Source organism: Nesterenkonia sandarakina, assembly GCF_003003175.1.
Lineage (GTDB): Bacteria > Actinomycetota > Actinomycetes > Actinomycetales > Micrococcaceae > Nesterenkonia > Nesterenkonia sandarakina_A.
Genome location: NZ_PVTY01000017.1, coordinates 18,288 through 44,575, shown reverse-complemented (window position 1 = coordinate 44,575; position 26,288 = coordinate 18,288). Strand labels below are relative to the sequence as shown.

Here is a 26,288-nt window from a genome sequence, read left to right as displayed (position 1 = left end):
AGTGCGTGGGTCGGAAGGGCGACCGCCGCACCGGCGCTACGTCGTGTCTTAGCCGGTGTGGTTGTGCATGCGCGTCAAGGTGTCCGCCGGGAGTAGGCCACCTTCTTCGGAGGCGTCGAGTTCCATCGCGACACGCAACGCCCGGGTCCCCTGAACCAGTGCTTCCAGGTCGTCCGGATCGAGATTGGCCAGCAGTTCCATAGTGATGTCGCGGCGTTCGGCCATGGCATCGAAGAGGTTCATCGCATCCTCGGTCGGGGTGAGCCTGTCGTTCTCGGGAACGACTGGTTCGATATACCCCTGCTGGACGAGCTGGCCCAGGGTAGCGATGGTGCTGTCTGTCCGGGACTGAAGGACGGTGATGAGACGCTCTCTGCTGGGCGCGATTCCTGAGGCGACCAGGAGAACTACGCGGAGCTCATGCATGGTGAGGTTCGCGTCTGAGAACTGTTCAATTCGCTGCATGGCATTGAGCCGGGCCAGGGCCAGTCGATCGTCGGCATATTGCTGGAGCAGGTCTTCGGTGGGCAAGGTCATGAGGTGTTCCTATTCGTGTCGAAGGGCGGTGATGGGGTCTTTTCGTGCCGCGCGGGAGGCAGGCAGTGTGCCCGAGATGAAGGCGATCGCGACGATGAGCAGTCCGATGAGCCCCATGGTTGCGGGGTCGACCTCGAAGAGTGTGAGCCCCGCAACGTCTGATAGGGGCCCGCTGGTGAGGTACTGGTTACCGGCCACCCCGGTGATCACGCCGAGTCCGATGCCAATGATCGAGCCCAGCAGACCGATGATGACGGCTTCCAGGGAGAACAGGCCGAAGACCCGGCCCCCACTCATGCCAAGAGCTTTCATCAGCCCGATCTCGCGGGTGCGTTCCTGCACGCTCATCAGCAGCGTGTTCACGATGCCGAAGCTTGCTGCTAACAGGGCGATCAGGGCGAAGCCGATCAAGATGTAGGTGATCATGTTGATGATTCCCTGGATCGCGCCGATTTGATCTTCGACCGTCATCGCCAGGTAGCCCTGGTCCTCCAGGTCGGCTTTGACTGCGTTCTCGTTACCCTCCAGATCGGGGACCACTGCGGTGACCGCCATGTATTGGTCATCGATATCCATGCCGGAGGTCTGCAACTGGTACAGCGCATCATTGAGCGCGACGGAGGGCATCGGGTTCCCACCCAGACCAGAGATGGCCTCTTCGGTGACCCCCGAAATCTCAGCCGTGGTGGTCTGGGGTTCTCCGATCGTATTGAGCAGCCCGATCTCGATCTCCTGACCGAGCACAGCGTCGGGGTCCTCGGTGTCGAAGATCTCCAGCCACGCGCTGGGTATGGTGATCTCGCTATCACCCTCGGGGACGGCTCCAGCGGTGAGTTCCAGGCCGGAGGCGTTCTGCGGGGCGTCGAACTGGTTCAGCGCGTATGCAGTTCCGTTGGGTGTCTCCAAATATTCCCCGGTGACAGAGACCAAGGGGTTGACGGCTTCGATGCCGTCGATGCCCTGGATCGCTTCGATATCGTCAGCATCGAGGGTGATGAAACCGAATTCGGAACTTGCACCAGCGGTCTCGGGGTCGTATTCCGGTGGGGCCCCGGTGCTGCCAGGGGCTCCTGCCCGGTCCATGTTGGTCTCATCGAGGATGTAGAGCTGGTCCTCATCGCCGAAGCTGGCCGTCATGGTGTCGATGTACTTGTTGACCCCGGTACCGATGCCGGCGGTTACGGTCAGGGTGAATGCCCCGATCACGATCGCGATGACAGTCAGTGCGGTGCGCAGTTTTGATCGGGACGTGTTTGATACGGCGGTACCGATCAGGTCTGGGGTCCTCACGGGGTAACCCCGCGTTCTTCCCGAAGGATCTGCCCATCCTGCATGATGAGGCGGCGTTGACATTTCGCTGCGAGGTCCTCATCGTGGGTCACCACGATCAGCGTGATCATCCGCCGGGCGTGCAGGTCGAAAAGGATGTCTTCGACGATCTCGCCGGTGGCGGTGTCTAGGTTGCCGGTGGGCTCATCAGCGAAGATCACCGTGGGATCATTGATCAGCGCCCGGGCGATACACGCTCGTTGCTTCTGGCCCCCAGAGAGGGTGGTGGCCTTGTTCTTCGCCTTCTCCGCCATGTCGAGTTGTTCCAGGGTCTCCATGCCACGCCGATTGCGTTCGGCTTTGCTGACTCCTGCGATCTTCAGGGGCAGGGTGACATTTTCCAACACCGTCTGCTGCGGGTTGAGGAAGAACTGCTGGAAGACAAAACCGAAAGTCTCGTTGCGCAGCTGAGAAAACTCTCGGGCCCCCAGCTGGGACGTCATCTGTCCGCTGAGCACGATGCTTCCCTGGGTGGGTGCATCCAGCAGGGCCAACAGGTGCATCAGGGTTGATTTCCCGGAGCCAGATTTGCCGACCACCGCGACGCTCTCGGCGTTCCAGATCTGTGTGGTGATCCCTTTCAGGGCCTGAAACTCGGACTCTGCGTGCCCATAGGTCTTCACGAGGCCGTGGGTCTCAAGGACCGGTGATGCCATGATGATGAGCCTCTCTGTGGATGTGTTGATTCCAATCTATGGAAGCGGGCCTGGGTCATACATCGGCCTGTGATCGTCTTCTACGTCGCCTGGAAGCGACAGTGCTGTGTCGATTCCAGGCGACTGCCTGCGCGCAGAGCCGGTCTCTACACTGGTCTCATGTATAGACCTGCCAGTGGTGTAGAGAAACTGCAGGGTGCACTGCTGGAACGGCCGAAGGTGATTGACGCGTGCCTGGCAGTGGGTCTCTTCCTCGTGCTGGGGATGATCATCCAAGCCGAACAGGGAGGCATCCGCGCCCCGGATGCGCTGGCGTACCTGTTCGCGTTGGCCTTGGGAATGTCGCTGTTCTGGCGGCGCCGCTTCCCTTTGAGCGTCTTGTTCTTCAGCGTTGTCGTCCTGATGCTCTACAACGCGTCTGGCTATCCGAACATCGGTCTTGGGCTGCCGCTAGCCGCGGCCCTGTACTCCGTGGCCAAGCAGGACCGGCCCCGCTGGTCGCTGAAGATCGCAGGTGGCCTGGTCTTCTTGTTCTTCGCCGCAGCCGTGGTGGCACCCTTCGTGAGGCAAACTGACGAGAATGTGTTCTCCCTCTTTGTCTATACCTTGGCTCCGGAGGTTGCGCTGATGGCTGCGGTGATCGCGTTGGGCGATGGTGCCCGTTCACGTCGTGAGGCGTCCCTGCGTTCTGCTCGGCTGCTGGAGGCGACCGCTGAGCAGGAGAGAACTCTGGCTCAAGCCATCGCCGCGTCCGAACGGGCTGAGATCGCTCGGGAGCTCCACGACACCCTGGGGCACCAGACCACCGTAATCTCGATGCACACCGAGGTCGCTACGGAGGCTCTCCCGGGAAACCCTGCTGCGGCGCAGGGCGCCCTCGGGATCATCAGCTCGACCAGTGGCGAGATGATCGCCGAGCTGAGAGCTACGGTGCGAAAATTGAGGGAACACGAGGTGCGACGCCCGGTGGTCTCGATTGCGGCCCTGGAGAAGTCTGTGTTCGCGGACTCTGCGTTGACCATCGAGGCAGATATTACGGTGACCCGTCAGTTCGGCGAAGAAGTCGAGGCGGTGGTGTATCGCATCGTGCAAGAAGCACTGACTAACGTCGCCAAGCATTCAGCCGCTCGTACGGTCTATGTGCAGATTCGGGAACGTGGAAAGGATCTAGAGGTCACCGTGCGGGATAACGGACCACACGGAAGCCTCGGGGACACCCACGCTGGCGTGGGGTTGGTGGGTATGAAAGAACGCGCCGCCGCAGTAGGAGGGTCGATAGAGACAGGCCCCTGGGGTGAAGGGTTCCGAGTCCGGGCACTGCTGCCCATCGAGCCGGCGCAGCCACAACGCTTTGAGAAGGCATCAGCATGATCAGAGTTCTGCTCACAGACGACCAGCACCTCGTGCGGACCGGCTTGCGGGCGCTGTTGGAGAATGACTCGGAAATCGAGGTCATCGGGGAAGCAAGCAATGGCGAAGAATCCCTTGACCAGGTCAAGAAGCTACACCCCGATGTGGTGCTTATGGATATCCGTATGCCGGTGATGAATGGTGTGGACGCTACTTCGCGCATCAAGGAATCTGAGCGTTCGCCCGCGGTTCTGATTTTGACCACGTTTGACGACGATGACGAGGTCCTTAGCGCCATTAGAGCCGGGGCAGCCGGGTACCTGCTCAAGGACACCTCGGGGCCGCGACTGCGCGAAGCAGTCCGCGCAGTCGCGGCAGGGGAGAGTCAGCTCTCTCCTCAGATCATGAGGAAACTCATGGACCACGTCGCGGCCGGTCCGCCCGCGGGAGACAGTCAGGATTTCTCGGTGCTCACAGAACGTGAGCTGCAGGTTCTCAAAGCGGTGGCACAGGGCCGGACAAACTCTGAGATCGCTGCTGAACTGTATTTGAGTTCCGCCACCGCCAGGACCTATGTCAGTCGGATCCTCACGAAACTCGATGCGCGTGACCGCACTGAACTGGCCATCCTGGCCCACCGTGCGGGATTAGACGGGCTCCTATGACTTCTCCACCGACACTTCTAACCGCTTTGTACGCAGGTCACGGAACAGGCACGAGATGTTGCCGCACTTATGGGTCACGAGGCTAGACATGTGCTCTCCCCACCCCGGCAAACTCCGGCTCCGGTGATGCGCTGCGACAGGTAGGAAGAGCTGGGGCCGTCTTCTAGATGTACCCGGCCCTTGGGTTGGTGACTGGTGAGAGAAGACCGATCGCTGGAAGACCGGCGAGTACCGGTGAGTAGCCCAGGCCGGAGCACACAACAGTGCCGGGTCCAATTACTCGGACCCGGCACCGGGAAAATCTCTCCACTCAGCTCCGCATTGGACGGAGCTGCCCAGGAGATTCAGTCGTTTTTCTTCAGACCTTCAGCGAAACCCTTGATGCTGTCCTTCGCATCCTGAGCGACGTCCTTCACCTTCGCCTGGTTCTTCTGACCTTTTCCTTCGGCTTCGGTCTCCCGATCACCGGTCAGTTTGCCGAAGCCCTCTTTGACGGATCCGGTAGCTTCTTCGGTCTTGTTGCTGGCCTTATCATCGAGTCCCATAGTGGCTCCTGTCGTCAGCGGGCAAGTCCTTCATCACGTTACTGATCCCAATCTGACCTGTCACCCTAAGGCGGTGTTTTCCAGGATACTCACAGCGAACCGATGCTTGGATGAGACCGGAGGACGCCGCGACTAGGCACCATTTTGGAATGATCACATGACCCTGGAGGTCATGTCGGCGTGTAGTTCAGGTTCCCTTCAATGGGAGTCGGGTGGTTTGTGGATTCTTACTATCGTCGATCTCCGACTTCGACCAGCCCATTTACAGGCTGCCCGAGGAGTAACTCCGAGAACCTCGTCCTTTTCTTGTCATCTGGCTCCGGGTCACCGTTGCCTCCGAGTCGCCTCTGACACGTATCCCATTGACGATCCTGTGGCCGGTGGGGCCGTGTGTGGGAACGTGAATAATCACACCAGTTCCTCTCGAGGGGGGGGACGATCGGGCCACTTCTATTGACTCGATATCTGTACGCGACCGCGACGCGAACTCTGGCACCGCTCGCTGTTTTATTAACCAGTAGTTTTATAAGACACGCCGGTCACCCCAGAGTTGGTCCAGTGCCGTGTGCCGCAGCGGACGGGAAAACTTGTCTGCGTAGTTGCTTCCAGTCCTTCTTGACTGTCCGACGACGCCTCAGCACTCTGTCTAGCGTCTCGTGCATCAACTAAGTTAGCCCGTCACCCTGCTGCGGATCGGAAGCTGAAGACGTTGCGACACCATTTGGTACAGGTCGGCCTCGACCAGATGTTGGTCTTCCAGGCACACGGATAGTGCATATCGTTGGCGAGTGTATTTTGGGTCATCGCGTGCCCATGTCTGCGCTTTATGTGTCACAACCACATAGAACGTGTCCGAGTCATCGACGAAGGTCTTTTTTCTACTCCAGTTGCGGACCTGAAGCGTGCTGCTCAGGAAAGAATCGCTGCCGGGAGTTAGCTCAAGACGCCGCCGACCAGTTATAGGCGGCAGAGGTTCATCGGGATCTTGCTTAGCTAGGATCTCTTGCAGCGAATCTGGATCGACGTCACGAAAGATATCGACCTGCATAGACCCAGCCAGATACTCCCGACGTTGGCGTCTCACTGGCGGGTCGAACGCGAGTGAGACCGTGATAGTTCGTTCTCCTGCCTTTGTGCCTCGGCGGAATATGTCGGGCACGGGGAGTGGATGAATCTGGACGGTATCCACCGGCATGTCACCGTCGTATGTGAGAGTGACTCTGTTGGAGTTACTAGAGAGTGCCGCCTCGCGGTCAGCTCTACCGTAGCCATAGAGCCAGCTGTTGAGGTGACCTTCATCAACGTTCTTAGTAGCCTTTGGAAGTTTCGCGCTCAAACCAAGTAGAGAGCGAATCTGATTTGCTGACGCACTCGGGTATGCATCGGCAATGTCGGCTGCGACGCGAGCGACTGCGGGAGCTGCGAAGCTAGTGCCGTTGACGGCGGAAAGCAGTCTTTGTCCGTTGGATTTGAAGGACGGAGTAACTATGCTCGCTCCAGGTTCATTCTGAGCGACATGGCCGCTGTCGTTGAGAACGACGTTGCCTCCGTAGTCCACGATTTCGGGCTTGTTCAAACGTTTCTTGTTCGTTCCCAGGCCGGGTCCGGAGCGGCTGAATGGGGACGCTTCGCCTGCCTCAGCGACTGCCATCCAGCCGTAATTATTTGGGCGTTCCGCTGATGCGCCGCTCAGAGCTATGGAGCCGACTGTAATAGCCAGTGCCGCTGGTCCGGGTTCAGCGATCCGGTGCTCTCTGGTGTAGAAATAGTCCGGCTTATCATCGACAACATGGTGACCGGAAGGGGTCTGTGCTTCGATGCTTATCGGAGCATTTCCGGTGGGGAGAACTACTACAATATCGAGTTCTCTTACGAGATCATCGATTACTTCAGTAAGCGCTCCGACGTGAATATCGTTGAATGCTTCGGAGTAACCGAGGGAAAGGTTGAACAGGCGCACCCCATACGTGGAGTGAAGGTGTCGTATCCCGTCCTCTACGAGTTGATGGGGGAAACCGAAGGTAGGGAAACGAGTGGCACCCGGAAAGTTTGGGTCAGGCTCCAAGACTCGTATAGACCGTACGGCACCAACAGCGGTTAGCGGTTTGAGGTCACGGAGTTCATCGTGGAGGTTTGGGTATAGGACCCTTCCTGCAACCTCCGTGCCATGTGTGCCCCGGCGCTGCCATTGGTAAGATTCCGGGGCTAAGTGTTCGTCTGAGAGTATGAGTCCTTGCAACAGTGGGTGCCCCGGATGTGGCGAATCATCTAAGATTCCGACCACAGTTCCGTTCTCGGTCGCGCGCTGAAGACTCTGCGAGTCTGCATTCCACCACTCCCTGAAGTCCAGATAAGGCACAGGTGGCGTACGAATCGTTTCTATCGCACTGATGTCCAATAGGTCATTGAGTGTCTCCGATGAGACCGAAATGCGCAGATAGCTTCTACGAGGTGTGATTGAGCGCAACATAATGGTGCCGCCCGAACGTTCCACGACTGTCTCGACTGTCGTAGCTCGGTCCTGCGCCTCCTGTACCTTCCCCGAAGGCCATATAGCTACATCTAGAGTCCGTTGTCCTGTGTACTCCAGCCCGATTGCGTCTAACCCCGGCCCCATTCGATCCTCGGGGCCGTAGGGCTCGATGTCTTTGATTAGGTCGAAGAAAGATTTGAGACTTCCTGTCTTCGCGTACTTATCAAGATCGGTCGCCAGAGATGAGCCTTGATCGTCTGTCAGTACAAAGTACGTGTAGTCGACAGTCTCGCCCAGGACTTTTAGCCCCCGATTTAAGAAAGTTTCCTCGGTGGGTCGGGACTGCGCAGATATCTTGAATACAAGCTTCGGGTCGACGCCGGCGTCTAACCTGCGAGGCTTCTGCACCACTGTTGCGAGCTGTTGTTTGAGATGGGTTCCGTGTTCGCCGGCCTGCCGAGAGGGTCGTTTTCCCCCCGCCTGACTAGTGCGTCGAGACGATACCGATCGGGGTGGCGGCAGTTGGAGATGCTGTGGCATAGACCACCCTTACCATGGACGGCGCGTGATGCTTGGAAGAACTGTCTCAAAGTCGCGTGCTTCAACTTCCCGAGCGTCGCGGAGAATGGCTTCACGGCGAGCGTCGTTGACTAGTTTTTCTGCCGCAGCATGTGGAAGGCCTTTTAGCTTACTTGCGTAGCGATCAATATCGAGGCCCCTATGCGCAGTTGTACGCAAACGCAGTCGTATGAGTCGGCGAAACTCATGGACAGTTGGCTTCCTGAACGTTAAGACTTCGTCAAAGCGTCTCCAGAGTGCTTGATCGAGTAATCCCGAGTGGTTCGTAGCCGCAAGCAGAATGCTAGGACCACTATAACGGTCAGTCATCTGTAAGAAAGCGGTGACAACCCGCTTCATTTCGCCATGCTCTGCTTGGTCGTCCCGAGAGCGTCCCAAAGCATCGAACTCATCAAAAAGGACTACAAAGGGAGCTTGATCCGCATATTCCAGAATCCTGCGGAGATTACTTGCTGTCTCACCTAAGTACGATGAAACTACTGCGTCCAGACGGACAAGCAGAAATGGTCTACCAAGCTCGTGGGCAAGAGCCTCAGCGGCAGTCGTCTTACCACACCCGGGTGGGCCCTCTAAAAGCAAGCGTTGTCTACGGGGGATCCCAGCACCGTCTAAGGTAGGCCACTGCTGGACCTCATTGACGAGGCTATCTAACTCCGCGACGAGGTGAGGGTCCAGGATTAGATCATCAAGCATCCTGCTCGGCTCTCGAACTTCCCCGAGATCCCATTCTCCTTCACGGTCTTTTGGGGGTGAAGGAATCAGAACCGTCGAACCGGTGTCGATCGGCGAACCGCCGACAACCAGGAGCCGACGAAGGTCCCTGGCCAGAGCATTGTGATGCTTTGACTCTTCTTCTTCGATGATCTCCGTGGCGACACGACGGAACGTTAGTTCATCGTGTGTCTGGAACGCTTTGAAGAGTTCCTTGAGGTGCCTGCCTGCCATGCCGTCCATCGTACGTGGTTTCTAGGTCGTGACCCTCGACGCGCACCGGGTCCCCGTAGTCCATCTTCTGCCGGGGCAGAGCCCATCACGGCTCCGGCTGCGTGCGTTGAAGCTCACGGTAGATGGTCGCGCGGGAAACATCGAAAAGCTCCGCCAACTCGGTCTGAGTGTGAGTCCCCGCTTCATGGGTGGCGAGAAGGTGCTTGCGCTTTGAGGGGGAGAGCTTCGGTTGCTTCCCGCGGAGCCGGCCTTTCGCCTTGGCGACGGCCATGCCTTCTCGAGTGCGAGCCCGGATGAGGTCGGCTTCGAACTCAGCCACCATGCCGAGGACGTTGAAGAGCAGCCGACCCACCGCATCGTTGGGGTCATAGAGGCTGCCGCCGATACTCAGCGTCACCCCCTTGGTGGTGAGTTCATCAGCGATGTTCCGCGCATCCGGGAGTGATCGAGCGAGGCGGTCGAGCTTCGTCACTACCAGGGTGTCTCCGGAGCGGACTGCGGCGAGGGCTTCGCGGAGCCCGGGGCGGGTCCGGTTGGTGCCGGTAAGTCCGTGATCGACATAGACCTGATCGGCATCGACACCGAGAGCAATGAGTCCTTCGCGTTGAGCGGTGAGGTCTTGCCCGGTCGTCGAAACCCGGGCGTATCCGATCTTCAGTCCAGTCATGCACTCAAGTGTTGCAGATAGGGGGCCTTCACCGGGCTTTTAATCGGGCGGGGTATACGTGCACCGAGAGTCCAGTGTTTGTATGGGCTGGTTTTTGGGTGGGGGAGTGCCCGGTGAGCGACCGGCTTACGGGCATTGGCCGGCAGGTGTCGTTCGTGCCTCAGGACCTCGCCAGCCCGGGACGTTTAGCGGTGACGACGTCAGCTGTCGTTCCGTTGCGCCGAGTGATCAGTCTGGACCCTGCGCGCAGTTTTAAGCCTCCACCGCGGGTCTCGCAGCTCCTCACCGGTGGCCTCGGGATTCTCTTTACCTAATCTTGAGGTTCCCGCGACTGCGGCTCCAAGTGCAGCGGGCACTCTGGAACTAATACTCCCGGGGGACACCTGGGACAGACATCGGTTGCAGACTTCACCGTCCCTTTCAGGGACGGACCGGAAAGGAATACACGTGCGTGAGACCTCAAAGACTGGGACGGAAAGTATCAAGGAGACTCCAGTGCGGTCCCGGGCCCGGTTGGTGGGCATCGATGCCGCACGAGGACTCGCCCTGTTGGGGCTGATGGCGATCCATCTGCTGCCAGCGTGGAACGAAGAGACAGGGGGAGTCAGCTGGTCCTGGCGGTTGTTCTCCGGGGACTCAGCAGCGCTGTTCGCGCTACTCGCAGGGGTGGGGCTTGCGCTGACCTCCGGTGGTCGGAACCCGCATCAGGGCAGGAGGATGACCGCTGACCGGGTCGGGCTGCTGGTCCGAGCGCTGCTGATCGCGGTGGTCGGTCTGTGGCTCGGAACTCTAATGCCGGCGGATCCTCCGGCATATGGCATCTTGCTCTACTACGGTGTGTTCTTCCTGCTCGCGATCCCGTTCCTGCACATGGGCCCTAAAGTGTTGTTCGCCTGCGCGGCGGTGTTCGGGATCGTATCCCCGATACTCATGCAGAATCTTGTTAGCGAACTGCCTGCGTGGAGCTCGTATAATCCCACGTTCATCGACGTGTTGACCGAGCCCGGAGCCGTCGCTTCCCAGCTGCTGCTCACCGGCACCTACCCGGCTCTGCCATACATGGCGTATCTGCTGGTCGGTCTGGGATTGGGACGATTGAATCTGCGGGAGACCGCGGTGCAGGTGCGGGTGTTGGTCGTAGGCGTGGGGCTGACGATCTTCGCGTACGTCACGTCATCTGTCCTGCTTTACGCCTTCGGCGGGTACCAGCGGCTCTTGAGTGCTTCCGGGATGAGTGAGTACGAACTAGATCAGATCCTGATCTGGGGCCCGGACTCATTGCCAGCCTCGACCGGATGGTGGTTGGCGATCACGACCCCACACACCAACACTCCGCTGGCGATCATGGCCAGCCTCGGCGTGAGCCTGATCGTGCTGGGGGTGTTCCTGCTGATCGCTCCCAAGGTCGGGAAATGGTTGTTGCCCCTCTCGGCAATGGGCGCGATGACCTTCACCCTGTACACCGCCCACCTGGTCGCCCTCTCGATCGAGGTCCACTACGGCCAGCCCTACCTGTGGTTCGTGATCCACCTGGTCGCGGCAGCCGTGTTCGCGATGCTCTGGCAGCGGTCGCTGGGGCAAGGCCCGTTGGAGAAGGTGGTCAGCACCAGTGTGAAGGGCACTCGACGGTTGGTGTCCGGAGCTGAAAATCAATCTCGAAACGTCGCCGGTGGTCGGGGCAGCGAGACCTGAGCCCCCGCGCCTGCACCACGGAGGACACCCTACTCCGGCACAGGCCTCCCCAGTGGCGGGACGGCCCGTGAGACGCGTGAGGGGCGCCCCGAATTACTGCAGCGCTCGGGTGCGGGGAAGCCGGATGTGGAAACTGGCTCCATGACCGAGCCCGTCGCTGGTTGCCTCCAGGGTTCCACCTTGGGCTTCGACCAGGGACTTGCTGATCGCCAGCCCCAGCCCTGAGCCTGCACGGTGGGCTTCACGCCCGGTCTCGACCCGGTAGAACCGCGCGAAGACATTTTGAAGGTTCTCGGGACTGATGCCCTCACCGGTGTCGGCCACGGTGAGGGTGACCGCGTCTGGTGTGTTTTCGGTGTGCACGTTGATGGCACCCCCGGGGGGTGTGTGGCCCAGGGCGTTCTCCAGCAGATTGCCCAGCACCTGACCCGTGCGTTCGGGATCCAACGGCACTGGTGTTGAAAGCGGGCCGGCGCTGCTGACTCTGACCGTGATGTTCTTAGCCGCGGCGGCGGGCTCGATGGCCGCGACCGCCTGGGCGGCCAGCACTGCGGGGTCCTGAAGAGTGAGCTGCAACTTGGCCGTGGCCTCCTCGTCGGCGGTGAGCTGACGGATGTCACGAGCGAGGCGTTCCATGCGGGCGATCTGCGCGTTGAAGATCCCGATCGTCCGGGCATCCCACTCCACGACCCCGTCCTCGAGGCCCTCCAGATGGCCCTTGAGACTGGCAAGTGGGGTGCGCATCTCATGGGCCAGATCGGCCAACAGTTGGCGCCGAGTGGTGTCCACTGCGGCGAGCCTGGCGGCCATGTTGTTAAAGGAAGTAGCCAGCGAGTCGAACTCCGGACCCAGCCTTGTGGAGGTGACCTCCACCTCGTAGTTGCCAGCAGCGACTTCCCCTGCGGCCGTGCTGAACGAGCTCAGAGAGCGGCCGATGGTGCGGTAGAGGTAGAAGCTGAGCAGCCCGGCGATGAAGAGGGCCGGCAGCCCGCCGATGACCAAAGCGGTCAGAATGACCGAGCGGAAGGCATCCTCTAGGTGGATCAGCCCGGTGGCTTCATAGGCGTGACCGGCCTCAACAAGCTCGCGGTAGAACATGGAAGGCCCCACCAGCACAGCGGTGGCCACCACGATGATCAGCCCGACCGCCAGCACTGCGGTCTGGGCCAGCATCAACCGCACCGTCAACGGGCCCCATGACCACACGCGGTGATTCTCGGTGGAGGTCATCGGCCAGTTCCCATCCGGTACCCGACCCCACGGATGGTGTGGATGAACCTCGGGTTCGAGGCATCATCGTTGAGCTTCTTCCGGATCCGTCCGATGTGTACATCCACCAGATGGTCCTCTCCGGTCCAAGCGGTGTCCCAGACCAGCTCTACCAGCTGAGCCCGGGACAACACCTGGTGCGGGTGAGTAGCCAGAGACACCAGCAGATCAAACTCGATGCGGGTCAACGCCACCGATTCGCCTCCGAGCTGCACTCTCCGGGCGGCCTCATCCACCACCAAGTCCTCGATCACCAGCTTCTGACCTGTCGCATCCAGCGAGGTCGGAGCCTGCGGGTTGTGGGTGCGGGCTCGGCGCAGCATGGCCTGGACCCGGGCGACGAGCTCACGCGGGCTGAAGGGCTTGGTCACATAATCATCAGCCCCTACCGAGAGCCCGATGATCTTGTCGATCTCATCATCCCGGGCGGTGAGCATCAAAACGTGACAGTCCGAAATGGTGCGCAGCTGCCGGCACACCTCGATCCCGTCGATGCCAGGCAGCCCGAGATCCAGCACCACCACGTCCGGGTCGAAGCTGCGCACCGCGGCCACCGCTGCAGTGCCGTCATGGCGCACCGCGACGTCTAACCCCGCTTTGTGCAGATACCCCTCGATGAGACGGGCCAGATCGACTTCGTCGTCGACCACGAGGACCCGCCCGGTTGGTGCTGTGTTCATCTGAGCTCCTCGATCAAGGCGGGACCACGCGTTCCGCACGGGCTCCGAAAGCCCCGTGCCCGTAAGGCTCTGACGTATTTCCTTCGTGCCAGTGATGATAGTTCGCCTAGCCGTAGGTATGGCGACTTAAACTGGGGCACTAGGGTGTATCACCGTTTCGGCTGAACCACCGTGGATTTAGCGGAGGCTCTGGGGTCTGCTGAAGGTTTCGTTGACCTCGGGGTTGACGGCGCCCGTCTGGGATCCCATCCCAGGCGGGATGCTAAACGGGGCTGGTCATTGGCAGGGCTCCGTGGATACTGTTGTCCCGTTGGGTCCGGTCCCATGCGGACCCGGCATGGCCCGCCTGGTGACTCCTCCGTCCCTGGCGGGCCTTCCAATTGGCCAGTCGTCGCGCCAGGTGGCTTTCCGTCGCGGGAGACGCGCCCGAGGAGAGTGGGGAGTCGGTGATGTAGTGTAGGTCACCTAGTCCTTTACCCCTGGGGGCTAGGCAGGCCCGCTTGGTGAATTGTCCCAGGCGGGCTTCTCGTGAGCTCAGCCGGCCTCCGGGTGCCCGAAAGGCCTCCCACAGTAGGGGAGGGCCTTGGGCTGGTCCCTGAGGACGCTTGGTGAATCGGGGATCCAGCTGAACTGGGACTAGACCGTGGCGCAAAACGCCCCGCCCAATTGTCATCCGATACTCTCTTGAGTGCGCCGGTGCACATAAGTCGATCGGCTTGCGTGCATCAGAGTGACACTTCGTTTGGGGCATCTAGAGCCGAAGACCTGCTCGAGTCGAACCTTCCTGTTTCACGTCTGGGTGTGCGACGTGTGGGGAGTTCATACATGGTGATGCAAGCAGTCCGCGAGATGAGATGGAGATCGGCCGCAGTCTGCCTGATCGGTTGACCCTCGGACATCAGTACGATGGCGCGGGCCCTGAGCTCTGAAAGATAGGGACGTGGCCAGGTGCCCATGCACTCCATGATGGTTGCCGTTTGGCGAGATGTAGTAGAAAACAAACCGGTGGAGAACTCCATACCGCAGCCAAGCCGAATCCTAGGGTGTTCCGCTCGGCCTTGAATCATCTCGGCGCCCACTCCATGGAGACTGCCATGATCGGTGACCGGATGGACACCGATATTTTGGCGGGCATAGAGGTCGGGAGGCACACCGTCCTGGTGATGATCGAGATCTCTAGCCGCGCGAGTATCGCGGACTTCCCATTCCGACCGAATCAGATCGTCAACGGCGTCTATGAGCTGCTCGACGATCCGGTGGATCGGGACGACGACTCCCAGTAGAACCCGCGCTCAGCCTGGCGAACACACACATTGGCAGAACACAGAGCAGCGCCCGGCCCCTGATGACAGGTCCCGGGCGCTGCTGTGTGCACCGTCGGTATTAGCGCGTACCTGCTGGCTCCTCTTCACGGGCCAGTGGCTGAAGCCCGTCGCCGGGTTCGACGGTCTCGGGTGCGACTTCGCGCTCCAGCTGCGCGCCTTCGACGTCGACGTCTGGGATCAGGCGGTCCATCCATTTCGGCAGCCACCAGGCGGCAGGCCCGGCCAGGTGCAGCAGCGCGGGCACCAGCATCAGCCGGACCACGAAGGCATCCAGCAGCACGCCCACGGAGAGCCCCAGCCCCATGGAGGCGATCATCGGATCATCGGTGAAGACGAATCCGGCGAAGACCGAGGCCATGATCAGCGCCGCCGCGGTCACCACTGAGCGCCCGGCATGCAGACCCTGACGCACGGCAAGCCGTGGTGCGGAGCCGTGGGCGTAGGCCTCACGCATCCCGGAGGCGGTGAAGAGCTGATAGTCCATGGCCAATCCGAAGAGGATGCCGACCATCAGCACCGGCAGGAAGGTCAAGACCGGGCCCGGCGTGGTCACGCCGAAGATCTCACCGAACCAACCCCACTGGAAGACTGCGACGACGATGCCCACGGCGGCGGCGAAGGACCCGACGAAGCCCAGCGTGGCGATCACCGGGAGCAGGATCGAGCGGAACACCATGATCATCAGCAGCAGCGAGAGCCCGATGACCAGCGCCAGGTAGAGCGGCAGCGCATCGGAGATCACATCGGAAATGTCGATCTGCGCCGCCGTCATGCCCGCCACGGAGAGCTCGACATCGGCCGCCTCGGTTCCTGCAAGCGGGTTTCCCTCGCGGAACTCATGCACCAGCGCCTCGGTGGACTCTGCCGCCGGACCCTCCTCAGGGATGACCTGGAACACCCCGAGAGTGTTGTCGTCGTTCAGCGCGGCGGGCACGGCTGCGGCGATGTTCTCGTTCTGAAGCAGCGCGGTGCCGATCTCGATCTGGTAGTCCTGCGCCTGGGTGTCATCCAGCCCGGAGGGCAGGTCGGCAAGGACCAGGAGCGGCCCGTTGACCCCCTCGCCGAAGGCCTCCGCGGTTTCGGTGTAGGCCTGGTAGGAGGCCGAGTCTTCGGCGTTGGAGCTGGCGTCCGGGAGTCCGAGGCGCAGGTCGAAGGTCGGGATGGAGAGCACTCCCAGACCGATGAGTGCGACTGCGGCGATGCCGATCGCCTTGCCGTGGCCCATCGGTGTGGTGATCCCCTTGGTGCGCCGCTCCCCGATGTGGCGACGCTCCTTCCGGGCCAGGATCCTGCGGTCCACCAGGGAGAGCATGGCCGGAGTCATGGTGACCGCCATGAGCACCGCGATGGCCACACAGGCTGCGGCGACGGTCCCCATCAGCGCCAGGAACGGCAGGCCGGTGACGTTGAGCGCCAGCAGCGCGATCACCACGGTGGCGCCGGCGAAGACCACGGCGTTGCCGGCCGTCCCGGTGGCCAGGGCGATGGACTTGTGGACGGCCATGCCGTCCTTGAGCTGTCGGCGGTGGCGGTGGATGATGAACAGCGAGTAGTCGATGCCGACCGCGAGTCCCAGCATCAGTCCCAGGATCGGAGTCATCGACATCATCTCGACGACCCCGGAGAGCGCCATCGCGCCGGCGACGCCGACGCCGACGCCGATCAGCGCGTTGAGCAGCGGCAGTCCGGCACCGATGAGCGTGCCGAGCATGATCAGCAGCACAGCGGCGGCGATCATCAGACCGATCAGCTCCGCGACGGAGAAGAGGTGGGGAAGCTCGAAGTCGAGGTCACCGCCGGGCAGGGCCTCGACGCCGTCGATCTGCGCGTCGGTGATGGCCTCGGAGACGGTGGTCAGGTCCTCGGTGCCGATGCTCTCCATGGGCTCGGTGAAGTTGAGCATCAGCACGGCGACATCGCCGTCCTCGGAGACGACCTGGGCACCGGAGGAGAGCTCCAGGAGAGCTTCACCGCGCTCCAGCTCCTCGGCGGCCTCGGTGAGCTCGTCCTCGCCGGAGTTCAGCTCCTCCTCGCCGGACTCGAGCTCCTGCTGGGCCGCCTCGAGCTCGGCACGGCCGGCATCGATCTCGGCCTGCTGCGCCTCGAACTGGTCCACGGCTGCCTCATAGATGCCCTGTTCCTGAGCCTCAGCGATGGCAGCGTCGAGCTGCTGCTGGCCCTCGTCGAGCTGTTCGAATCCTTCCTCGATCTCCTCACGACCGGACTCGATCTCCTCACGACCGGTCTCGATGTCCTCGCGGCCGGACTCAAGCTCCTCCTGGCCGGAAGAGATCTCGCTGCGCGCGTTGGTGAGCTCTTCCTCGGTGGCGAAGGGGTCGGTGACGCTGCTGATGATGTCATCAGCCTCGAGCTCTTCGATGAACTCGGCGACCTGGTCCTCCTGCTCCTGGGTGAACGGCTCGCCGTCGTCGGTGCGGATGATCGCTGAGGCGTTGCCGCCGCCGGAGTCAGGCATCTCCTCGGCCAGACGATCGGCGACCGCAGTGGTCTCCAGGTCGGGCAAGGTGATCTGATCCGTCAGCTGTCCGCCGAAGGCGAGGAAGGAGCTGACGGCGAGGGCGAGCATGGCGAACCAGGCTGCGATGACGGTCTTGGCTCGGCGGGCGGAGAGGAGGCCGAGGCGATAAAGGAGCTTTGCCATGACACGATCATAAAGGGAACGCTACGTCTCGAAATTCGCTGAGAGGATTGTGAAGTCCGAATGAGACTGAAAACACTCCAGCAGAGGTCAGGTGGGACCATTTTCTGGGCGCAGAAGTCCGGTGACGACGACGTCGACGAGGCTCTCGGCCCAGCTCTGGCTCGGTGCGGAGCCGATGAGCATGCGGAAGATCAGCGGGTCTCTGATCGCTGAGGAGGCTGCGGCGATGTCGACTCCTTCGCGGAGCTCCCCGGCCCGCTGGGCTTCGCGTAGGCGCACGGCCAGCAGGCCGTGGTCCCATATATTCGCCTGCTGCAGCAGCCGCTCGGTCCCCGGGTCGCCTTGAAGGCCGACCACCAAAAGACTCCGCGCCATCCCGACGTAGTTTTCTTGGAAAGCCTTGACCAGCATGGAACGGATCCAGGTCAGGCAGTCTGCGCGCAGGTCTCCGGTGGATGGGACGGGCCCCAGCTCGATCTCGGCGTCTCCGGTGAGCATCACCTCCAGCACCACGGCAGCTTTGGACTTCCACCAGCGGTAGATGGTCTGCTTGCTCACTCTGGCCTCACACGCGATGGCCTCCACTGTGAGCTCCTCGTAGGAGCTCTCGCGTAGCAGTCGTGTCGTGGCATCCAGGACCGCCTGGTGGGAGGCTTCGCTGCGCGGACGTCCCCGTCGCGGTTCTGCGGTGTCGGACCGCTGTGCCTCAGATGCCATGGGCGATATCGTAGCGGGCCAAGACTGCTCCCTTGCCTGTGCCGTCATTGAGAAGTATTTGTCGCGGGTGGGGTGGAGGTGTCTTGCAACCAAGGTCGAGTGCAGATGACTGCTCGATCCTGTCGAGACATGGTTGCGAGACTCCTCGGGAATTATGTGCTGCGCGATCGCGGAACTTCGTCCGAGGCAGATGTGTCTCATCCGCTGTCTTGCAACCTAAGGGTTAGAAGACAAGCGCACGACCGAAGTAGGCATACTGATAGAAGTCGTCAGAAGGATCTGGGCTATAGCCCGTTCATCCTGGCCTCCGCTTGCATGGCTGCATCTTCGTAGTCGGACTCAGGTCCGTGCCGGCGCTCGGTTTTAGCCATGTCAGCTTTTGCTTGCCGGTAGCGCTCCTCGCTCATACCCCAGGCTTCGGCCTCGGCGTGCTCCTCATCGGTCAGTGGTTTCGGAGCTGTCGACATCGTCAACCTCTCGATCAAAGACGGGCTCTGAGGTATTCGCGAATCTCCTGCTCGATATCCGAGGTAGATTCGCTTCGGTCTCCCAGGTTCTCCGCGTAGTCACGGCCGGGATGGAGAGTGTCCCAACGAGAACGTTTACCCGCCTGGCGCCCAGCCCCAGGCGCGTTGCCACCAAACCCATCCACAACTTTGTTCCACACCGGGGTGTTGTGTAACCGAATCGCCACGATCTCAGCCATCGAGACCCACGTGGGTGCCACAGCCAAAGCTCTCACCTGGAAGTCCGCAACGGCTAGGTTTATGGCTGCTTCGATTGACTTGCGGTGCTTTTGGGTACGGCTAAAAAGCTTGGGTCCGACAGGTTTGAGTGCCTGATCCGGGTCACCCTTGCGGTTATTCTCAGCCTCGGCTTTACCGATGTAAATGGCCCATGACCCGGGATGCTCACGATTCATCTTGGCAAGCAGCTCATAGGCAGGGTGGTCCCCGGTGTAATACAGGGCGTAGACACCTGCGCCGTCGAACCTCCGCAGATTCACCAGAGGGGTGACCGGTTGTTCCTCTAGTGCTCGTGCAATAGAGGTGCCCAGATTGTCATAGTCCAGGGGGTCGAAGGGCTTGGTCACTGGTTCATCAGCTCTCGGGCTCTGGTTTGCTGTTCCAGTTCCGCAGCGGTGCGCTTGGTTCGGTCCAACTCCAGGTGCTCAACGACGCTGGACATGACGGTCTGAGCCAGGCGAACCGGCACAGCGTTACCGATCTGACGCATCGCCTCAGTCCAGGCTCCATGGAGGGCGTAGCGGTCAGGGAAGGTCTGGATGCGGGCGGCTTCGCGCGTGGAGTAGTAGCGCACGGTGCCGTCGGGGTAGCGAATCATGTTCTCTCCGCCGGGGACGCCGTGAACGCCGGCCTTGAGCGCCTTACTGGGCTCATCCAGCGGAGAGCCGGTGTGGCCTGGGTACGACCGAGCGCCGGGCTGGAGTTTGTGGTCCAGCCACCCGGGAGCAGTCTGGCCCTTCGCGGGTTTCGGCATTCCTACCAGCGCGTCGCGCACGGTGCGCCATGGCTTCGTGCCGTCTTCTTCCCTAAGGGCGGCGCGTACAGGAATCCTGTCGGATTTCTTGACTTTGTGGTGCTCCCAGTACTCGCCGGACATCTGGTGGCGGAGCAGCGCGCTAGCGGAGTACTCGGCCTGCGGGAAGCTCCAGTCTGCATCAACATCGGAGCGGAACCCGACCATGAAGACTCGGTGCCGACGCTGCGGGACGCCGTAGTCAGCAGCATCGACCAGAGTGGTCACTAGGCGATAGTTCAGGTCGCTGGCGACGGAGGTGTGTTCCTTCTGCAGTCGAGCGTAGTGCTCGACCCAGGTCTCGCCCTCCCGAGCGCGGAGCTCGGGGTGTTGCAGCCGGAGTTTGATGAACTCGAAGTAGTCCGTGAAAGTGCTGCGGGTCAGGCCTCGGACGTTCTCGATGACAAACGCGCGCGGGCGCAGCTTTTCGATCACTGAAGTAGTGGCTGGGAACATATCGCGCGAGTCATCGGCGCTACGGGCGATGCCGCCGAGAGAGAATGGCTGGCACGGCGGTCCGCCTGTCAGGACGTCGACCTCATCCGCATAAGGAATGTCATCCCAGTTGATGCCACGAACATCGCCCTCGACGACGCGGGCGTCGCGTACTAGGGGATAGTTGTTGGCAGCGTTCTCACGGATAGTTCCACACGCCCATCGGTCCCACTCGTTAATAGCCGTATGTTCGACGCCTGCCAGGCTCGAGCCCAGCAACAAGCCGCCACCTCCGGCGAAAAGCTCCACACCGCGGATGGGCTTGCTCTGACCCTCCTGCTCGAAGTACTCCATTCTAGTGATCGTATCGCCCTGGGACAGTGGCTTGCAGGAGGGGCGCACGGAAGGCGGCACCAGAACCTTGCCGCAGCTCGGATGAAAGGACGTTAAGGCTCAGTCCACCGCATATTTCGCCGGAAGATTGCCGAACCAGCCTGCGGCAAGACGGTATGAGACGAAGCGGTGCTCAGGGTCCGCGTCTTCGCGGTGAATTCGCCATTCCTTCCCGGACGGTTCTGTGACAACAACAAACTCATCGTCATCGGGTCTGATGTTGTAAGCGCTGTCCTGTGTTTTCAACATCGTGAATTTCCCTCCGTTTGGACTACGCCGCCGATCCTACGGCTGGCCTCAGACATACGCGCCACGCAAGAGATATTGCGGCCCCTTTCTAGCCGAGCGGCCCCAATGATCGAGGTCTACACCCGAAGGTTCTTCCATCTCGGTGGTGTGACTGTGGGTAGGTCGCGCTTGTGGCCCAGGGTCTAGACCCTGGGCCAGAGGTGTCGCTAAGAAGTTCGCGTTGACTTCCCGCCCCGTAAGTTGCGGGATCGCCTCGTTCTAGGAAGCTGTGGCTCTCGGGTATACCCAACGCAACATATATCTGAACCGTTCTCATCGGTGGCTAGGCGTCTATACAGTGGTAACCACGGAGACGTAATGTTGTACGTATTGCACATCTAGGCTAAGGGAACCCAATGTCGGACAGTAAAGGGTCAGGGTGTGGCCTCGTGCTTGGCATCCTCGCCGTCCTGATTGGGGTGCCGCTGTTCATCCTCGCCATTGCCATCAGTGGGGGAGAGGAAGAGCAGCCGCAAGCCTCCTGCCGGCCTGGCACCACGGAAGATAGCTCAGCTATCCCCGAGGAATACCAAGAGGCCCTTGAATCCGCGGCCGCTGAATCGGGCCTCTCCGTCGATCTCCTGGCCGCGCAGATCGAGGCCGAATCAGGGTGGAACCCCGACGCTGAAAGCCCTGTAGGAGCCCAGGGAATCGCTCAGTTCATGCCCCAGACCTGGGCCACCTACGGCGACGGGGGGGACCCCTTCAACCCAGACGACGCCATAGCCGCGATGGGCCGCTATATGGCCGCTGTGTCCGACGAAGTATCGGACCTCGCCGGCAACGAGCGCGAACTAGCCGAACTCGCCCTCGCGGCGTACAACGCCGGCCCCGGCGCGGTGCAGAACGCCGGGGAAATCCCCGGCTTCACAGAGACCGAAGAGTATGTAGACGAGATCATGGGCAGCGCGCAGGGGAACTACTCGGCCGACTGCTCACCCGTTGGTGGCCAGGAGATCGGAGAGCTTGGCACAGGGGAGTGGACCAGTCCACTACCCGGCGCGGCCATGACCTCGAACTTTGGTGCTCGATCCTGCCCGATCCTCAACGCCTTGAACTGCACAGGCGGCGTCTCCGATCACCGGGGAATCGACTTCGCCGGCCCCGCCGGCTCCACCGTCGTCGCTCCAATGGATCTAGAGATCCGCGCAACCGGCATCATCGACAGTTGGGGACAACTGGGCTGGGTAGTCCTGGCCAAGCAGCCCGAGGCCCCAGGGCTGCACGTCGAGTTCGCCCACTGCGCCGCTGACAGCATCCAAGTCAATCCCGGTGACACCGTTGCTCCCGGCACCCCGTTATGCACCCAGGGCAACACCGGGTCATCGGCAGGGGAGCACCTACACTTCCAAATCGGCACCCCCAACGGTGACGAGTCCATTCCAGGGTGGGAAAACCTCGTAGACCCCGCACCGCTACTGAGAGAGAAGGGCGTCAGCTAATGGGCCGGAACACGATCATCGGAATCATCGTCGCGGTGCTGCTGCTGGCAGCCGCCGGGGGAGCGTTCGCCTACGTCGCCGTCTCATCCAATGAGCCGGCAGCCGAAGAGCCAGAGCCCACCGAAGAGCCGAGCCCGTCAGCTTCGCAGCCCGAGCCGGCCGAAGAGACCTTGGATGAAGGACAGGACGAAGATCCCCTCGCTGACCGCGAGGCGATGGAGGAACTGGGGATGGAGGTCGCAGAGATCATGACCACCTGGGACCCCAACGAGGACTTCAACCGCACCGCAGCCGAAATGCGCGCCCGCGACCTTATGACAGACGAGCTTGCCGAGTCGATCACCGCGCCCGAGCGGCCGGCGACCGGCACAGAATGGCTCGAAGCCGCCGAGGCCGGCGCAACGAGCCAGCCGACCGCCACCCCGAACCGAGCAACCTCCAATGAGGTTGTGTCCATCGAAGTGACCTGGGTCTGGGTCAACGAGGCCGGCGACGTGATCAGCAACCCCACTGATCGACGGCTGTACTACTTCAATTTCGAGGAAGGCGACGACGGCGAGCTGCTGGTCAGCGACTTCAATTACGACACCGTTTAGGCCATCTACGAGAAAGCTTCTCGGACGGCCCAACGGCCGGCAGTGCTGGTGTCGGTGTCCCGCTGCGCGGCACCCCGACCTGAAACCCCGCGTGGTCAGGTGGGGTCGCTGTTGAGTCTCCCCAGCCTAGTCGGGTCCGGTTCCCGACCTGTCAAGGCACGTCCCACCAGATTCAGGCCCTCGTTCCTCGGTCCCTCGCGCCGGAAACTTCGGGCGCGCGGTCGCAAGCTCCCTTATTTCGCGCCAGAACTTTGCCGCCCCTCGCCGTTCCGGTGAAACTGCCGGGACTCTACCGGCATTGACAGCCCACCCGGACCGACTGGTGGGGGGAGTGCTCCACATCAAGGAGCGCAAGACGCCGAGATTCGGCGCACGAAAGGACGAGGCCATGCCAGAAATGGTTGCCGCTATCGTCCTTGCCGGTCTAGGACTCGCTACCGCCGCTGTAAATCTGGCAGTAGCGGTTGTTGAGCTGCGCAGGCAGCGCAATAGAACGCCCCGCCGATGCTCTGCAAAGCATCGACGGGGCCACACGTTCTAGACCGTTCAAGGGGGCCAGTTCAGTCGAATCCGGCTGGACTGGTCCCCTCAACAATACCCACTAGGCGCGGGCCGGGGAAGAGCTGCGCACTTCCCCGACATCACCGCCGCCGCTTGTGCTTGGACCACGCCGCGCCGCCGGCACCCGCCATCATCATGACCAGGATCAGAAGTATCAGCGGGAGCATGCTCAGATCTTCCATGCCGTGCACTTTAGCCGTGACCCAGGGCCAATCGAGCTACGTCAGTCAGTCAAGAGACTGTGCAGCGAGATAACCCGCACGCTGCACTAGATGACGGCCGCTGACGCGTCCGGCTGTGATGGTCCCGGCGCTTCCGTTCGTTCCTCACTGCACCACCGGAACCACCCTTATTTTTCCTGCTGTCCTGGCGGAGTTTATGCCCGCGCTCCACTGGCACAACCCGGTTCGTTCCTCACCGGGTCTGCACCGCCCAAGACTTGTTCTCGGCGCTCGTGCCTCGCTTATTTCCTCGAAAACTCTTGGCCGGCTGGCCTTCGGTGTGCCAGCTCCGTCGCGGGCCGCTCGTGAAACTCGCCAGCAGGAAAAACGATGGGGGAGACCACGATGAACGCCACACAGACCATCCGCAGGTTCGCTGTTCTCAACTGTGCAGTGACTCAGGTTCTAGGCCGTCACGCGAGCTATGAGCACGCGGCTTACCAGGCCGCACAGGAAGGCAATTGCAGTTTCGTCTATGAACTCAGCGCCGAGGAACTGGCCACCGCGCAGGACGAGGGAACAACCCCGATTGAACCTCAGTACGACGCCGTAGGAAATATGACTCTGGCTATCGGTGAGGTCAACGCCGAAGGAGTAGCGCCCCTGGTCCTGGTGCAGTGCCCCGAGGCACCTAAGACGGCAGAGCTGTGGGAGTACGACGAGACCGAGCCAGCCCAGACCCGCCACCGGGGAACGTTCACCATCGCCGGGGATCAGGGCCGAGATCCGTGGGATATCGCCCGCGAAGCCGCAGCGAAGTACCTCTAAAGCAACCCACCCAATCAGAAGGAGATACCACCATGACGACCACCATCGAAACCCGCGAAGAAGCTCAGTATGTTGCCGACACGATCTGCAGCCAGGTCACCCCAATGGTGTTGATGAGTCTCGGAGCGCACAAGCTCGGAACCTACACCCAGGAGAACGGGACGCACGCGCTCGTGTTCCTCGCCCGGATGCTGCCGTTTAAGAAGAACGGTGAACGCTCAGAGGCACCCCGCAACATGCGAGTGATGATCACCCTGAACGTAGCCGACGCCTACGATATCCGCGTGGAGTACCAGCGCCAGGGAAAGACCATCACCCACTACAGCGCGAACAGCATTTACGCGGATCAGATCGCCGGGGTGATGCTGCGCATCGACTCAGATTTTGATCTCGATAACTCATCCGAGGGACACCAGGGCATTCCCGCCTGAATCGCGCAGCACGCCACAAGGCCCGGACCTAGCTACTCAAATTGGCTAGGCCCGGGCCTCACCTGTGAGTGGAGCCGGGGACCGGCGCACGCCGCCGTGAGCGGCGCGCACCGGGCGAGAGCTGCCCGCCCTCGCGCTCCGCTGTGCTGCTCGTACCTCACAGCACTAGAGGCCCGGTCCGCTGCTCGTCCCTCGCATCGACCCGGACTGTGCTGGTCCGGTGTTCCGCTCGTGCCTCGCTGCACACCGGACCCTTATTTTTCCTGCTGTCCTGGCGGATTCTAAGCCCGCTCTACGTTGCGACAACCCCGGTTCGTTCCTCACCGGGGTCTGCACCGGCCAAGACTTTTTCTCGGCGCTCGTGCCTCGCTTATTTCCTCGAAAAACTCCCGGCCGGCTGGCCTTCGGTGTCTCCGCTCCGAGGCGGGCAGCTCGTGAAACTCGCCAGCAGGAAAAACGATGGGGGAGACCAAGACAGGGCAACCGTCCTGAGCCCCCACTACCGAGAGGAACAGCTACCGTGGCTAAGAAAATCAAGAACACCAAGACCCCCGAGCAGCGCAAGGCCGAAGCCGCCGAGCTGCACGCCAAAATCGCCGCAGGAGTCGAGAGCCTGACCGACTCGCAGCAGTGGGAAAAGTACCTCAGCTATTGCCGCTCATTCCACAAATACTCTGTCTCGAATCTGCTCCTTATCATGGCGCAGATGCCCGAAGCCTCGCAGGTCGCGGGCTTCCGAAGCTGGCAGACGCGCGGGCGCAGCGTGGCCAAGGGTCAGAAGGGAATCCGCATCTTGGGATACGCCAAGAAGCGCATAGAGGAAGAGAACGACAAGGGCGAGACCGAAGAACGCTACGTCGAGTATTTCCCGCCGCTGTCAGTGTTCGATATCTCGCAGACCGAGATAATAGACGAGGACAAGGCCAACGCCGGAGTGATCGCTCACCGGCTCGAAGGTGAGGACGCCGAAGGCATCGCGGATGCCGTAGAGAAGTGGCTTACCGATGAGGGATGGACCGTCACCACGGAGGCTATCGGCGGCGAGACTAACGGCATGACCAGTGCCGAGCTTCGCCGGGTGATTATCTCGGAGAATCTTTCACCGGCCCAGCGCGCTAAGACCATGATTCACGAAGCGGCACACGTTGTGCTGCACGCGGATCTAGAGCCCGCTGAGTACATGCAGCATCGAGGCACGGCCGAGACCGAGGCCGAGAGCGTGGCCTACGTGGTCGCGGGAATGTTTGGACTCGATAGCAGCAGCTACACAATCGGCTATGTCGCCAACTGGTCGCAGGGAGACACGGAGATAATACGCAGCACGGCGGCGAACGTGTTGAAGGCTTCACACATCATCTATGAAGCGTTGACCGAGACCGACGCGGCTGCCGAGGTTGCCGCCGCAGCCTAGTCGGAGACCATAAGGAAAGGCCCGGACCTAGTTACTCAAATTAACTAGGTACGGGCCTTCCTTTTGAGTGTAGCGCGGTATCGGTGTGCACCGCATTGAGCGGAGCACACCG

23 protein-coding genes are annotated in these 26,288 nt (G+C 61.3%); 9 read left to right on the top strand and 14 right to left on the bottom strand.

The genetic code is table 11. From position 1 onward, the window contains the following. Positions 1-48 precede the first annotated feature (48 nt). From BCL67_RS12925 to BCL67_RS12915, 3 genes are read right to left on the bottom strand one after another with little or no spacing between them, the layout of a single operon-like run. A complete protein-coding gene (locus tag BCL67_RS12925) occupies positions 49-537 on the bottom strand; it encodes a MarR family transcriptional regulator (RefSeq protein WP_106123839.1) in 489 nt (162 codons plus the stop codon). A 9-nt stretch (positions 538-546) separates the two neighbouring features. Further along, positions 547-1,827: an ABC transporter permease gene (locus BCL67_RS12920; RefSeq protein WP_106123838.1), complete on the bottom strand. Its 1,281-nt coding sequence runs from the start codon at positions 1,825-1,827 to the stop codon at positions 547-549. Then, a complete protein-coding gene (locus tag BCL67_RS12915) occupies positions 1,824-2,522 on the bottom strand; it encodes an ABC transporter ATP-binding protein (protein WP_106123837.1) in 699 nt (232 codons plus the stop codon). The genes BCL67_RS12920 and BCL67_RS12915 overlap by 4 nt, the downstream gene beginning before the upstream one ends. 159 nt (positions 2,523-2,681) lie before the next feature. Here BCL67_RS12915 and BCL67_RS12910 point away from each other — a divergent pair, with 159 nt between their 5' ends. Together BCL67_RS12910 and BCL67_RS12905 are read left to right on the top strand one after the other, a co-directional pair. Next, on the top strand, positions 2,682-3,893 hold the full coding sequence (locus BCL67_RS12910; RefSeq protein ID WP_146131164.1) for a sensor histidine kinase: 1,212 nt from the start codon (positions 2,682-2,684) through the stop codon (positions 3,891-3,893). Then, positions 3,890-4,537 (top strand): response regulator, encoded by a 648-nt coding sequence (locus tag BCL67_RS12905; protein ID WP_106123835.1) that lies wholly within the window; start codon positions 3,890-3,892, stop codon positions 4,535-4,537. Before BCL67_RS12910 ends, BCL67_RS12905 begins: the two co-directional genes overlap by 4 nt. 344 nt (positions 4,538-4,881) lie before the next feature. On the opposite strand, the gene BCL67_RS12900 is transcribed toward BCL67_RS12905, so the two are convergent. From BCL67_RS12900 to BCL67_RS12885, 4 genes are all read right to left on the bottom strand, one after another. Next, positions 4,882-5,082, bottom strand: coding sequence for a CsbD family protein (locus tag BCL67_RS12900; RefSeq protein WP_106123834.1), 201 nt, complete (start codon positions 5,080-5,082; stop codon positions 4,882-4,884). Between the two features lie 670 nt (positions 5,083-5,752). Beyond that, positions 5,753-7,552 carry a S8 family serine peptidase gene (locus BCL67_RS12895; RefSeq protein ID WP_258175063.1) on the bottom strand — a complete coding sequence of 600 codons (1,800 nt, stop codon included), beginning with the start codon at positions 7,550-7,552 and terminating at the stop codon, positions 5,753-5,755. Positions 7,553-8,104: 552 nt separating this feature from the next. Next, positions 8,105-9,088 (bottom strand): AAA family ATPase, encoded by a 984-nt coding sequence (locus tag BCL67_RS12890; RefSeq protein ID WP_258175057.1) that lies wholly within the window; start codon positions 9,086-9,088, stop codon positions 8,105-8,107. Positions 9,089-9,164: 76 nt separating this feature from the next. Next, positions 9,165-9,746: a recombinase family protein gene (locus tag BCL67_RS12885; protein ID WP_181256012.1), complete on the bottom strand. Its 582-nt coding sequence runs from the start codon at positions 9,744-9,746 to the stop codon at positions 9,165-9,167. Between the two features lie 447 nt (positions 9,747-10,193). Here BCL67_RS12885 and BCL67_RS12880 point away from each other — a divergent pair, with 447 nt between their 5' ends. Continuing rightward, positions 10,194-11,438, top strand: a complete 1,245-nt coding sequence (locus BCL67_RS12880) for a heparan-alpha-glucosaminide N-acetyltransferase domain-containing protein (RefSeq protein WP_308738006.1) — start codon at positions 10,194-10,196, stop codon at positions 11,436-11,438. A gap of 93 nt (positions 11,439-11,531) precedes the next feature. Here BCL67_RS12880 and BCL67_RS12875 read toward each other — a convergent pair whose 3' ends face one another. Next, positions 11,532-12,611, bottom strand: coding sequence for a sensor histidine kinase (locus BCL67_RS12875; protein WP_106123831.1), 1,080 nt, complete (start codon positions 12,609-12,611; stop codon positions 11,532-11,534). Positions 12,612-12,664: 53 nt separating this feature from the next. After that, entirely contained in the window at positions 12,665-13,387 is a 723-nt protein-coding gene (locus tag BCL67_RS12870; RefSeq protein WP_106123830.1) for a response regulator transcription factor, read from the bottom strand. 977 nt (positions 13,388-14,364) lie between these two features. Here BCL67_RS12870 and BCL67_RS12865 point away from each other — a divergent pair. Beyond that, positions 14,365-14,670, top strand: a complete 306-nt coding sequence (locus tag BCL67_RS12865) for an HAD hydrolase-like protein (protein WP_374955652.1) — start codon at positions 14,365-14,367, stop codon at positions 14,668-14,670. Positions 14,671-14,770: 100 nt separating this feature from the next. On the opposite strand, the gene BCL67_RS12860 is transcribed toward BCL67_RS12865, so the two are convergent. From BCL67_RS12860 to BCL67_RS12835, 5 genes are all read right to left on the bottom strand, one after another. Continuing rightward, positions 14,771-17,374: an MMPL family transporter gene (locus tag BCL67_RS12860; protein ID WP_106123828.1), complete on the bottom strand. Its 2,604-nt coding sequence runs from the start codon at positions 17,372-17,374 to the stop codon at positions 14,771-14,773. Positions 17,375-17,461: 87 nt separating this feature from the next. Further along, the gene (locus tag BCL67_RS12855) at positions 17,462-18,091 is read right to left on the bottom strand and encodes a TetR/AcrR family transcriptional regulator (protein WP_181256011.1); all 630 of its coding nucleotides are present in this window, start codon (positions 18,089-18,091) and stop codon (positions 17,462-17,464) included. Between the two features lie 481 nt (positions 18,092-18,572). Beyond that, entirely contained in the window at positions 18,573-19,184 is a 612-nt protein-coding gene (locus tag BCL67_RS12845) for an Eco29kI family restriction endonuclease (protein WP_106123825.1), read from the bottom strand. Beyond that, positions 19,181-20,419, bottom strand: a complete 1,239-nt coding sequence (locus BCL67_RS12840; RefSeq protein ID WP_106123824.1) for a DNA cytosine methyltransferase — start codon at positions 20,417-20,419, stop codon at positions 19,181-19,183. The genes BCL67_RS12845 and BCL67_RS12840 overlap by 4 nt, the downstream gene beginning before the upstream one ends. 99 nt (positions 20,420-20,518) lie before the next feature. Continuing rightward, the gene (locus tag BCL67_RS12835; RefSeq protein WP_106123823.1) at positions 20,519-20,707 is read right to left on the bottom strand and encodes a hypothetical protein; all 189 of its coding nucleotides are present in this window, start codon (positions 20,705-20,707) and stop codon (positions 20,519-20,521) included. Between the two features lie 428 nt (positions 20,708-21,135). Between BCL67_RS12835 and BCL67_RS12830 the strand changes: the two genes are divergently transcribed. From BCL67_RS12830 to BCL67_RS12810, 5 genes are all read left to right on the top strand, one after another. Continuing rightward, on the top strand, positions 21,136-22,188 hold the full coding sequence (locus BCL67_RS12830) for a transglycosylase SLT domain-containing protein (RefSeq protein WP_181256009.1): 1,053 nt from the start codon (positions 21,136-21,138) through the stop codon (positions 22,186-22,188). Then, positions 22,188-22,784, top strand: coding sequence for a hypothetical protein (locus tag BCL67_RS12825; protein ID WP_106123821.1), 597 nt, complete (start codon positions 22,188-22,190; stop codon positions 22,782-22,784). The genes BCL67_RS12830 and BCL67_RS12825 overlap by 1 nt, the downstream gene beginning before the upstream one ends. A 1,127-nt stretch (positions 22,785-23,911) precedes the next feature. After that, positions 23,912-24,334 carry a hypothetical protein gene (locus tag BCL67_RS12820; RefSeq protein WP_146131163.1) on the top strand — a complete coding sequence of 141 codons (423 nt, stop codon included), beginning with the start codon at positions 23,912-23,914 and terminating at the stop codon, positions 24,332-24,334. Between the two features lie 32 nt (positions 24,335-24,366). Continuing rightward, a complete protein-coding gene (locus tag BCL67_RS12815) occupies positions 24,367-24,765 on the top strand; it encodes a hypothetical protein (RefSeq protein ID WP_106123819.1) in 399 nt (132 codons plus the stop codon). A 520-nt stretch (positions 24,766-25,285) separates the two neighbouring features. Further along, on the top strand, positions 25,286-26,176 hold the full coding sequence (locus tag BCL67_RS12810; protein ID WP_106123818.1) for an ArdC-like ssDNA-binding domain-containing protein: 891 nt from the start codon (positions 25,286-25,288) through the stop codon (positions 26,174-26,176). Positions 26,177-26,288: the final 112 nt, after the last annotated feature.